Here is an 11,200-nt window from a genome sequence, read left to right as displayed (position 1 = left end):
GCCAGCGAGGGCCATCCGGCGCTGCTGGTGGTGTCTCCCCAGGCGGCAGCCCGGGGGGTTCCCCTGCCCCGCCAGTGCCGCACGGCGCTGCTGCCCGGCGGAATGAGAGGGACGCCTCCCCAGGCGGCCAGCGCCGTCAGCTACGGGGCCTCTCCCCGGGACAGCCTGACCATCTCCAGCCGGGAGGGAGGCACCCTCTGGGCCGCCCTCCAGCGGGAGCTGGTGACAGTGGACGGCCGGGTGGTGGAGCGGCAGGAGTTCCCCCTGCGCCTGGAGCCGGGGGAGGAGGAGCTGCCCGCCCTGGCCGCCGCCGGAGCCCTGCTGCTGCTGGGGGTTCCCCCGGAGGAGCTGAACTGCTGAATTAACGAAAATGACAAAAAAATACAAAAATAAAACGATATTTTATGGGAGTTAACGATTCACTTTTCCCGGGCAAAGTGGTATGCTTTTTACAGCTTTAAAGAATCAAGGAGAACTTACCATGGCTCGTATCGCTTACACAGCCGAATACAGCTACTTTACCTTTTGCTTTACCTACTTTTTTGGAGGTAAGGCTTGTTCTGGTTTGGCTGAAAAATAAGGGCGTGTGACCTTGGTCTGAAAAACCATCCGTACATGACGACCCGCGGCCGAACCGGCTGCGGGTCTTTTTGTATCGTGGGTGAAATTTAAGGGAGGATATTTTTTATGATAGTCATTCTGAAGCATGACCACAACCGGGACCAGTTGGACAGCCTGATCTCCTGGCTCCAGGAGAAGGGGATCGTCGTCCACGCCAGCGTGGGCGAGGGCAGTACCATCCTGGGCCTGGTGGGGGATACATCCAAGCTGGATATGGACCTGATTGCCGCCCTGGATATTGTGGAGGACGTGAAGCGGGTCCAGGAGCCCTATAAGAACGCCAACCGGAAATTCCACCCGGAGGATACGGTGGTGAAGGTGCGGGACACCCAGATTGGCGGGGGAAATCTCACCATTATGGCCGGCCCCTGCTCGGTGGAGAGCGAGGAGCAGGTGGTGGCTATCGCCAAGGCCGTCAAGGCCAGCGGGGCCACCATGCTCCGGGGGGGCGCCTTTAAGCCCCGCACCTCCCCATACTCCTTCCAGGGCCTGGGGGAGACCGGCCTGGAGTATCTGAAGGCCGCCCGGGCGGAGACCGGCCTGCCCATTGTCACCGAGCTGATGGATATCACCCAGCTGCCTCTGTTCAAGGACGTTGACGTCATTCAGATCGGCGCCCGGAACATGCAGAACTTCGACCTTTTAAAGGCGGTGGGCCACCAGGATAAACCTGTAATGATTAAACGGGGCATGTCCGCCACCTATGAGGAGTGGCTCATGAGCGCTGAATATGTCATGGCCGGGGGGAACGAGAACGTCATCCTCTGCGAGCGGGGCATCCGCACCTTCGAGAGCTACACCCGCAACACCCTGGACCTGGCGGCCATACCTGTCCTGCGCAAGCTGACCCACCTGCCCGTCATCATCGACCCCAGCCACGCCACCGGAAAATACTGGCTGGTGGAGCCTCTGGCGATGGGGGCGGTGGCTATCGGAGCGGACGGACTGCAGATCGAGGTCCACAACGACCCCGCCCACGCCCTGTGCGACGGCCCCCAGTCCCTGAAGCCAGATGCCTTCGACCCCCTGGCAAAAAAGCTGCTGGCCCTCCACGACTGGCTGAAGACCCGGGAGGGCTGAGGGATGAGGGTAGGGATTGTGGGCCTGGGCCTGATGGGGGGCTCTATGGCCAAGAGCATCAAAAACCGCACCGGCCACACCGTATACGGCGTCGATCTGGACCAGGAGACCATGCTGCTGGCCCGGATGTGCGGGGCCATCGACGGCCCGCTGGACGGGGAGACCCTGCCCCGGTGCGACCTGATTTTGGTTGCGATCCGGCCTCAGGCGGCGGTGGACTGGGTGAGGGAGCACGCCCCTCGGATTTCCAGGTCCGCCATTCTGGTGGACCTGTGCGGCGTGAAGCGGGTGGTGGTGGAGCAGATCGCCCCCATCGCCGAGGAGCACGGCTTCGCCTATATCGGCGGCCACCCCATGGCGGGCAGGGAGCGGGGGGGCTTTACCTCCTCCGCCGACGACCTGTATGTGGGGGCCTCCATGATCCTCACCCCGGACAAGCGCACCGACATGAAGCTGCTGGAGACCCTCCAGGCCTTCTTCCTGGACCTGGGCTTTGCCCGGCTCACCTTCTCCCAGCCGGAGGAGCACGACCGGATTATCGCCTTCACCTCCCAGCTGGCCCACATCGTGTCCAGCGCCTATGTCAAGTCCCCCGAGGCCCAGCGCCGCCGGGGCTTCTCCGCCGGGAGCTTCAAGGACATGACCCGGGTGGCCCGGCTGGACGAGGACATGTGGACCGAGCTGTTCCTGGATGACGCGGACTTCCTCACCGGGGAGCTGGGGGTCCTCATCGGCCACCTGGAGGAGTACCGGGAGGCCTTGGAGGCCAGAGACGCCCGACGCCTTCACGACCTGCTCAGGGAGGGCCGGGAGCTGAAGGCCACCGCCGGGGGGAATTGATTGAACCACTGTAGGGCGCGACGACCCCGGCGCGCCGCCCGTTGACCAATGCACATAAAACGGCGCGCCGAGTCGTCGCGCCCTACACACAAATCATAAAAAGGAGCGTCCCAATATGTCCATCCAGACTATCCACGTCCACACCCGGCCGGAGTACGACGTGACCATCGGTCCCGGCCTGTTAAAGGAGTGCGGCCAGCGGCTGAAGGAGGTTCTGCCCCTGTGCCATATGGCGGTAGTCACCGACAGCAACGTGGCCCCCCTGTACCTGGAGACGGTAAAGTCCAGCCTGGAGGCTACGGGCTTCCAGGTCAGCACCTACGCCTTCCCCGCCGGGGAGGGGAGCAAGAATTTCGACACCCTGTCCAAGATCCTGGAGTTCCTGGCGGAGGAGCAGCTCACCCGCACCGACTGCGTGGCCGCCCTGGGCGGCGGCGTCACCGGGGACATGGCGGGGCTGGCCGCCGCGCTGTACCTCCGGGGGGTGAAATACGTCCAACTGCCCACCACCCTGCTCTCGGCGGTGGACTCCTCCGTGGGGGGCAAGACGGCCATCGACCTGTCCGCCGGGAAAAACCTGGCCGGAGCCTTTCTCCAGCCCTCCGCCGTCATCTGCGACACCGACTGCCTCAAGACCCTGCCCCCCAAAGTCTTTGCGGACGGGGTGGCGGAGGCGCTCAAGACGGCGGTGCTGTGCAGCGAGGAGCTGTTCGCCCACATGGAGTCAGGACTGAGCGTGTCTGAGCTGGAGGAGATCATCGCCCAGTGCGTGGCGTTCAAGGCTGGGGTCGTGGAGCGGGACGAAAAGGAGCAGGGGGAGCGGAAGCTGCTCAACCTGGGCCACACCATCGGCCACGCCATCGAGAAGTGCAGTGATTTCACCATCCCCCACGGCCACGCCGTGGCGGCGGGACTGGCCATCATGGCCCGGGCCACAGAGAACCTGGGGTGGCTGACGGATGAGGCAAAGCAGGTCTTTGAGGAGGGACGCATCGAGAGCGCTGTGGAGACGCTTGGACTGCCCTCTTCCACAGAGTATCCCCCTGAGGCCCTGGCGAAAGCCGCCCTGTCCGATAAAAAGCGGGCGGGGGACTCCATCACCATCGTGGTGCCCTGCAAGATCGGCCGCTGTGAGCTGAAAACTATCCCTGTGACCGAGCTGCAATCCGTTATCGAAGCGGGGTGGGCGCTGGAATGAACATCCGCATCACCCCCGGTCCTCTGGAGGGGACCGTCACCCCGCCCCCCAGCAAGTCGATGGCCCACCGGGCCATACTGGCCGCGGCGCTGACCAACGAGACCAGCATCATTCATAATATCGCCCTCTCCCAGGACATTGAGGCCACCCTGCGGTGTGTCAGCGCCCTGGGTGGTACGTGGAAACAGGAGGGGGACACCCTGTACGTCAGTGGGGTCTGGCACAGGGAGTGGGATCCCGCCGGGCTGCCCTGCCTCGACTGCGGGGAATCCGGCTCCACCCTCCGCTTCATGATCCCCATTGCGCTGACGCTGGAAAACGGAGGCGTGTTCACCGGCCGGGGCCGGCTGATGGAGCGGCCCCAGAAGCCCTACTTCGACATTTTCGACGAGAAGGGCATCTCCTATGAACAAAAGGACGGGGGCCTCACCCTTCGGGGGGAGCTGACTCCCGGGGAGTACCGTCTCCCAGGCAACGTGTCCAGCCAGTTCGTCACCGGACTGCTCTACGCCCTGCCCCTGCTGGCGGGGGACAGCGAGATCGTCCTTACCTCCCCCCTGGAGAGTGCCGGATATGTCATTATGACGGAGAATGCACTGGAAAAGTTTGGAATTATCGCAGAAGAACAGGACACCGGCTGGATTGTCCCCGGCGGGCAAACCTATCAGCCCTGCGACCTCACTGTGGAAGCGGACTGGTCACAAGCCGCGTTCTGGTATGCCGCAAGATTTCTGGGTAATCCGGTAGATATTTCCGGTATGCCGAAGTATTCATGCCAGGGCGACCGGAAATTGGGTTGGTTCTATCGAAGATTGGAAAAACCAAAAAACATGGGCTTTCCCGTCTCCGACTGCCCCGACCTGGTCCCCCCCCTGGCGGCTATGGCAGCGCTGCGGGAGGGTTACACCACCTATATGAGCGGCGCAGCTCGCCTGCGCATCAAGGAGAGCGACCGGCTGGCCTCTGTGACCCAGGTGCTCAACGCCCTGGGGGCTCAGGTGGAGGAGGGGCTGGACTTCCTCAAGATCACAGGCCGGGACAGCCTGACAGGCGGCGTGACGGTGGACTGCTGCAACGACCACCGCATCGCCATGATGGCGGCCATTGCCGCCACCCGCTGTAAAGAGCCCGTCACCCTGCTGGGGGCGGAATGCGTGCAAAAATCCTACCCCAATTTCTGGGAGGAGTACAAGCGGTTGGGAGGTATTTTCGATGTCCTCTGAGTTTGGCAAGATTTTAAAGGTGTCCGTCTTTGGACAGTCCCACGGGACGGCCATCGGGGTCAACATCGACGGCCTGCCCGCCGGGGAGGAGATCGACCTGGAGGAGCTCCAGCGCTTTCTGGACCGGCGCAGGCCGGGGAAGAGCCCCCTGTCCACCGCCCGGAAGGAGGGGGACGTGCCCGAGTTTCTCTCCGGTCTGCTGGACGGAAAAACCTGCGGCGCGCCCCTGTGCGCCGTCATCCGGAACAGCGACCAGCACTCCGGCGACTATGCGGAGCTGGCCGACAAGCCCCGGCCCGGCCACGCCGACTACACCGCCTGGGTGAAGTGGAAGGGGCATGCCGACATGCGGGGGGGCGGCCACTTCTCCGGCCGGCTGACGGCGCCCCTGTGCATCGCCGGGGGGATCGCCAAACAGATTCTGGCCCGGCGGGGGATTTACGTGGGAGCCCACCTGTGGTCCGTGGGGGGCTATCTGGACGCCCCCCTTCCGGACTGCCCCGCCCCGGAGCTGTTTGAGGCCGTCGCCGCGAAGCCCTTCCCTGTGCTGAACGATAAGAACGGTGAGCTCATGCAAAAGCTGATTGAGCGGGCCAGACAGGAGCTGGACTCGGTGGGGGGCGTTGTCGAGTGCGCCGCCATCGGCGTCCCTCCCGGCCTGGGGGACCCCATGTTCGACGGGGTGGAGAACCGCCTGGCGGCAGCACTGTTCGGCATCCCCGCCGTCAAGGGGGTGGAGTTCGGCGAGGGCTTCACTGCCCCCTATCTCCACGGCTCCCAGAACAACGACGCCTTTGCGGTGGAGGACGGCAGGGTCGTCACCACGACCAACCACGCCGGGGGCATCCTGGGGGGGATTGCCACAGGGATGCCTGTCATCCTGCGGGCGGCGTTCAAGCCCACCCCGTCCATCGGACAGATACAGAAAACCGTCAGCTTGTCCGCGATAAGAAATACAGACTTGCAAATCCACGGCCGTCACGACCCCTGCATCGCCCACCGGGCGGTCCCGGTGGTGGAGGCGGTGACCGCCGCCGTACTGTTAGACTTACTGTTGGAGGGAAATCATGGAACTTTCTGAGATTCGCACCAAAATTGACGCGGTAGACGACCAGCTGCTGGCCCTCTTCCTGGAGCGCATGGAGCTGAGCGAGGCGGTGGCCGCCTACAAAAACGAGCACAAGCTGCCCATTTTGAACAAGGCCCGGGAGCGGGAGATTCTGGCCAAGGTCACCCAGAAGGCGGGGGACAAGGAGCGCTACGCCTACCACCTGTACTCCACCCTCTTTGAGCTGGCCCGGTCCCGGCAGGCGGAGCTGATCTCCGCCCCCACCAAGGTGGCCCGGCGGATCAAGGCCGCCCTGGAAAAAAACAGCGAGGTGTTCCCCCAGACGGGCATGGTGGCCTGCCAGGGGGTGGAGGGGGCCAACTCTCAGGTGGCCTGCGACCGGCTGCTCCCCCGGGGAAGCATCGTCTATGTGAAGAGCTTTGGGGCGGTGGTGTCCGCCGTGGAGTCCGGGCTGTGCAGGTTCGGGGTCCTGCCCATCGAAAACAGCTCCAACGGCTCGGTCCGGGCGGTGTATCAGCTCCTCCAGGAGCACGACCTGTCGGTGGTCCGGTCCACCCGGCTGTGCATCCGCCACGAGCTGCTGGCCCTGCCCGGGGTGAAGCAGGAGGAGATCACCGAGATTTACTCCCACGAGCAGGCCATCGGCCAGTGCTCCAAATTCCTGGGCGGGCTGAAGGATGTGAAGGTGATCCCCTGCGGCAACACCGCCCTGGCGGCCAAGCTGGTGGCCGAGAGCGGGAACCGCCATGCCGCCGCCATCTCCTCCCACGCCTGCGCCGAGCTCTACGGCCTGGAGTGCGTCAACAGCGCCATCCAGGACAGCGACAACAACTACACCCGCTTCATCTGCGTCACCAGGGAGCCCACCATTTATGCCGGAGCCAATAAGATCAGCCTGATTATCGCCCTGAACAACAAGCCGGGCGCTCTGTATGAGGTGCTGTCCAAGCTGGCCGCCCTGGATGTGGACATGACCAAGCTGGAGTCGTGCCCGGTGGCGGGGAGCGACTTTGAGTTCGTCTTTTTCCTGGAGCTGGAGGCCAGCGTGAAGGACCCCAGCGTCCGGGCCATGCTGGAGGAGATGGAGCGCTCCTGCGCCCAGTTCCAGTTTTTGGGCAACTACGCGGAAGTGTGAGCCATGGGAGAGAAAATCTACGGCCTGCTGGGGCGAAAGCTGGGCCACAGCTGGTCGGTCCCTATCCACCAGGCCCTGGGCTGTGAGGATTACTGCCTCATCGAGCTGGAGCCGGAGGAGCTGGGCTCCTTTCTCCGGCGGGAGGATATCGGTGGGCTGAACGTCACCATCCCCTACAAGCGGGACGTGATGGCCTTCTGCGATGTCATCGACGAGGGCGCAAAGGCCATCGGCAGCGTGAACACCATCGTGCGCCGGGGCGGGAAGCTCTGCGGCTACAACACCGATATCGACGGCTTTGTGTACATGCTCCACCGGGCGCGCATCTCCCTTGTGGGGAAAAAGGTGGTCGTGCTGGGCAGCGGGGGGGCCTCTCTCACCGCCCAGGCTGCCGCAAGGCGGAAGGGGGCACGGGAGGTCGTGGTGATCTCCCGCTCGGGCCCGGACAACTACGGGAATCTGGCGGAGCGCCACGGGGACGCAGAGGTCTTGATCAACACCACCCCCGTAGGCATGTGGCCCAACATGGACGGCCAGCCGGTGGATTTGACCTGCCTGCCCAGCCTGGAGGCGGTGGCTGATGTCGTCTACAATCCCGGCCGGACCGATCTGCTCCTCCAGGCGGAGGAACTGAACCGGGCGGACCCGGGCTGGCAGGAGGATATAAGCCGCGGTCTGTCGCCGGAGGAGGCCCGGCGGCGCATCCGCTGGACCGGGGGCCTGCCCATGCTGGTGGCCCAGGCGGTGCGGGCGGAGGAGCTGTTTTTTGACCGCTCTGTCCCTGCGGAGGAGACCGAGAAGATCATCGCTCGGCTCTGGCATAACCGGACCAACATCGTCCTGGTGGGGATGCCCGGCTGCGGCAAGAGCTCGGTGGGCCGGGCGCTGGCAAAGCGCTCCGGAAAGCCCTTCGTGGACCTGGACGGGGAGATCGTCCGCCGGGCGGGCAAGCCCATCCCCGACATCTTTGCCCAGGACGGGGAGGGGGCCTTCCGGGAGCTGGAGAGCCAGGTGCTGGCCGAGGCCTGCGCCCGGGGCGGCCAGGTTATCGCCACCGGCGGCGGGGCCGTCCTGCGGGAGGAAAACCGCCGGGCCATGCGCCGCACGGGGCGGGTCTATTTCCTGCGGCGGAAGCTGGCCCTGCTGCCCACCGACGGCCGGCCTCTTTCCCAGGGCGGAAGTCTGGAGGAGATGTACCGGGCCCGGAGACCCCTGTACTCCGCCGCCGCCGATGTGGTGATTGACAACAGTGTGCCGCTGGAGGAGACTGCCGCCCTGATTTGGGATGATTTCCAAAACCAGTAAATAATACCCGCCTGCTGGAAGCAGGCGGGTATTGCTTTATCTGCCCAGGAGGGACAGGTAGTCGTCAGAGGAGAAATTGGGGAAGGAGTAGAGCACCACCACGGCGTCGATGCTGTTGTCCTCCACATAGCCCTTGATGCTGTTCATATTGTAGCGCAGGTCAAAGAGGTGGATTTCCGAAAAGCGCTCCGTGAGGAAGGGGGCCAGAGAGTCGGAGTAGGAGTCCCGGATCAGGAGCAGCTTAGGGGCTTCGGTGTGCTCCGTCTCGATGATACACAGGGGCTGGTTGCCCCCCAGGAAGTAGGCGTATTTGTTCTTGACCTCCAGGAAGCTGTCCACATAGAGGGAACCCTCCTCGGGCATCCCCTTGGGGTAGGCGGTCACCTTGAGCCCCTGGTCCGGAACATAGGTGTCAATGGAGTCCGGGGGCAGCCAGCGCACCCCGGAGGAGGAGAACAGAGTGCCGTAAAACTGGTCGGTAACGGTGTTTTTCTGATAATCACCCAGCTCCAGGGTCTCCATGCCCATGGCCTCCAGGAGGGCGTTGGCCCCGTAGAAGGCCCCCAGGCTGGTCCAGTGGTGGTCGGTGCGGTAGTAGATGTCCTCCCCGCTGTGGGGGGCGAGGGCCCTGTACAGGTCCACGGTGGCGGCTCCGGTGGAGAAGTACAGCCTGTCGATGATGCCCTTCTCGTCCGCCGTGGGGGCCCCCTTTGGGAGGCGGTCCTGCCAAATTTCTGCGGCGGAGGGGATCAGACCAAAGTACACCGGAACGGGCACGTTGCCCGCCAGAGCGTCCACATAGCCCATCTTCTTGTCCAGCTCCGCCGGGTCGGGGGTGTCCACCCGGCTGATGAGGGAGTTCTGGGCGGCGAAATATACGCCGTTGTTCTCCTTCTTGCCGGACAGACGCTCGCTCCAGGCTTTGGCGGCCACCCAGAAGTCCCGGCCCACAATGTGGTCGGAGACATAGTTCTCCGCCTCCTCCATGAATTTGCCGCTGCCCAGGGCCTCCAGCGACAGCTTGGGGGGCTTTTGGGGGTAGCGGTTCTCCAGGGGAAGGAAGTCCTTGTCGGGCAGCAGCAGGCTGACCGCCGACATGCAGCTGATGAAGGCGCAGAACAGGACGGTGAGAAAAACACTGAATTTTTTGGACATGGAGAGACCTCCTTGTAGGGGGCGGCCTCTGTGCCGCCCCGCTTAGTGTGCGGAGAGGAACGGGGCGGCGCGGAGGCTTCCCCTGCTCAGAAATTAGAATACAGGAAGGGGTTGTAGGTGCCGTCCACCAGGTAGGCGGTGCATGCCAGCAGCCCGGCGGCCACCAGCAGGGTACACACCGCATATTGGGCCCGTCTGCCCATAGTGCGATAGACCGCCCGGCCCAGCGGGGTGGAGGCCGCCGCTGCCACGCACAGGATGGGCAGGTAGCTGGTCAGACAGTAGCCGAAGGACATGTCCGCCAGAGGGACACCGCCCAGGCCGAACATAACCTTCAGATAGGCGCCCAGGTGGGAGAAGTCCTCAATGGCGAAGATGGCCCAGCTCACCATGACGAAGAACATGGTGTACACATGCCCCACCAGGGCTGGAGCCCTCTCCAGGGGCCTTAGCAGGAAGAACTTCTCCACCATCAGCAGGGCGAAGAAGTACAGCCCCCAGCACAAAAAGTTCCAGCTGGCCCCGTGCCAGATGCCGGTGGCCGCCCAGACCACAAAGAGGTTGAACATCCACCGGGGCTTGGAGCAGCGGTTGCCCCCCAGAGGGATATACAGATACTCCCGGAACCAGGTGCTCAAAGAGATGTGCCACCGCCGCCAGAACTCGGTGACGCTTTTGGAGATATAGGGGTAGTTGAAGTTGGGCAGAAACTCAAAGCCCAGCATCCGTCCTAAACCCACGGCCATGTCGGAATAGCCGGAGAAGTCGAAGTAAATCTGGAAGGTGAAGGCCAGCACTCCCAGCCAGGCCCCGGCCACCGTCAGCTGTTCGGGGGCCATAGCCTTATAGCTGTCCCACAGCATCCCCACGTTGTTGGCAATGAGCAGCTTTTTTCCCAGACCCACCATGAGAATCTGCACTCCGGAGGCGAATTTCTCGGTGGAGCAGGTCCGCTCATTGATCTGGTCTCCCAGGTCCTTGTACTTGATGATGGGGCCGGCGATGAGCTGAGGGAAGAGGGTGACAAAGGTGCCGAAGTTGAGGATGGACCGCTGTGCCCGGGCGTCTCCACGGTACACGTCGATGGTGTAGCTCATGGTCTGGAAGGTGTAGAAGGAGATGCCGATGGGCAGGTGGAAGGGAATAGGCTCCATAAACGGGATGCGGATATACTGGATGATGGGCATAAACTCCAGCCCCGCGGCGGCAAAGCTGCCGGCGATAAAGTTCCAGTACTTGAAGAAGCACAGCAGAAGCAGATTGAAGATAATGGAGGAGGTCACCGCCATTTTGGCCCCTCTGTCGTTCCCCTTCGCCTTACAACGCTCCACAAGCAGGCCGTGGGTGTAGTCGATGGCGGTGGACAGGAACATAATCACAACGTAGATCCGCTCCCCCCACCAGTAGAAGAACAGGGAGGCGGTCAGCAGCACCACGTTGCGCAGCTTTCGCGGCACCATATAGTACACTGCCAGGGTGAGGGCCAGAAAATAAAACATGAAAATAGGGGTGGAAAAGACCATAGCAGGGGCCTCCTCGAAGAAATTCTTTCCAGGCAAGGGCCAAAAGCCTCC

10 protein-coding genes are annotated in these 11,200 nt (G+C 63.3%); 8 read left to right on the top strand and 2 right to left on the bottom strand.

The features are described from left to right. From D1641_RS14100 to D1641_RS14065, 8 genes are all read left to right on the top strand, one after another. The coding region (locus D1641_RS14100; RefSeq protein ID WP_160666774.1) for a hypothetical protein at positions 1 to 360 on the top strand (360 nt) is incomplete at its 5' end. 327 nt (positions 361 to 687) lie between these two features. Beyond that, complete coding sequence (gene aroF / locus D1641_RS14095) at positions 688 to 1,701, top strand: 3-deoxy-7-phosphoheptulonate synthase (RefSeq protein ID WP_160666772.1); 1,014 nt, start codon at positions 688 to 690, stop codon at positions 1,699 to 1,701. 3 nt (positions 1,702 to 1,704) lie between these two features. Continuing rightward, positions 1,705 to 2,541 carry a prephenate dehydrogenase gene (locus D1641_RS14090; RefSeq protein ID WP_160666770.1) on the top strand — a complete coding sequence of 279 codons (837 nt, stop codon included), beginning with the start codon at positions 1,705 to 1,707 and terminating at the stop codon, positions 2,539 to 2,541. A 115-nt stretch (positions 2,542 to 2,656) separates the two neighbouring features. Further along, a complete protein-coding gene (gene aroB, locus D1641_RS14085) occupies positions 2,657 to 3,739 on the top strand; it encodes a 3-dehydroquinate synthase (RefSeq protein WP_160666768.1) in 1,083 nt (360 codons plus the stop codon). Continuing rightward, positions 3,736 to 4,962, top strand: a complete 1,227-nt coding sequence (gene aroA / locus D1641_RS14080) for a 3-phosphoshikimate 1-carboxyvinyltransferase (RefSeq protein WP_160666766.1) — start codon at positions 3,736 to 3,738, stop codon at positions 4,960 to 4,962. Before aroB ends, aroA begins: the two co-directional genes overlap by 4 nt. Further along, the gene (aroC, locus tag D1641_RS14075; RefSeq protein WP_160666764.1) at positions 4,952 to 6,043 is read left to right on the top strand and encodes a chorismate synthase; all 1,092 of its coding nucleotides are present in this window, start codon (positions 4,952 to 4,954) and stop codon (positions 6,041 to 6,043) included. The genes aroA and aroC overlap by 11 nt, the downstream gene beginning before the upstream one ends. Beyond that, positions 6,030 to 7,166, top strand: coding sequence for a bifunctional chorismate mutase/prephenate dehydratase (locus D1641_RS14070; RefSeq protein ID WP_160666762.1), 1,137 nt, complete (start codon positions 6,030 to 6,032; stop codon positions 7,164 to 7,166). Before aroC ends, D1641_RS14070 begins: the two co-directional genes overlap by 14 nt. Before the next feature lie 3 nt (positions 7,167 to 7,169). Further along, the gene (locus D1641_RS14065) at positions 7,170 to 8,471 is read left to right on the top strand and encodes a shikimate kinase (protein ID WP_160666760.1); all 1,302 of its coding nucleotides are present in this window, start codon (positions 7,170 to 7,172) and stop codon (positions 8,469 to 8,471) included. Between the two features lie 36 nt (positions 8,472 to 8,507). Here D1641_RS14065 and D1641_RS14060 read toward each other — a convergent pair whose 3' ends face one another. Together D1641_RS14060 and D1641_RS14055 are read right to left on the bottom strand one after the other, a co-directional pair. Further along, the gene (locus D1641_RS14060; RefSeq protein ID WP_160666758.1) at positions 8,508 to 9,626 is read right to left on the bottom strand and encodes a DHHW family protein; all 1,119 of its coding nucleotides are present in this window, start codon (positions 9,624 to 9,626) and stop codon (positions 8,508 to 8,510) included. Positions 9,627 to 9,712: 86 nt separating this feature from the next. Continuing rightward, positions 9,713 to 11,149 carry an MBOAT family protein gene (locus tag D1641_RS14055; RefSeq protein ID WP_160666756.1) on the bottom strand — a complete coding sequence of 479 codons (1,437 nt, stop codon included), beginning with the start codon at positions 11,147 to 11,149 and terminating at the stop codon, positions 9,713 to 9,715. Positions 11,150 to 11,200 lie beyond the last annotated feature (51 nt).

It is taken from the genome of Colidextribacter sp. OB.20, from assembly GCF_009911595.1.
Taxonomy (GTDB): Bacteria; Bacillota; Clostridia; order Oscillospirales; family Oscillospiraceae; genus Lawsonibacter.
Note: the sequence above shows the minus strand (reverse complement) of the source record. Positions and strands in the feature narration are given on the sequence as shown.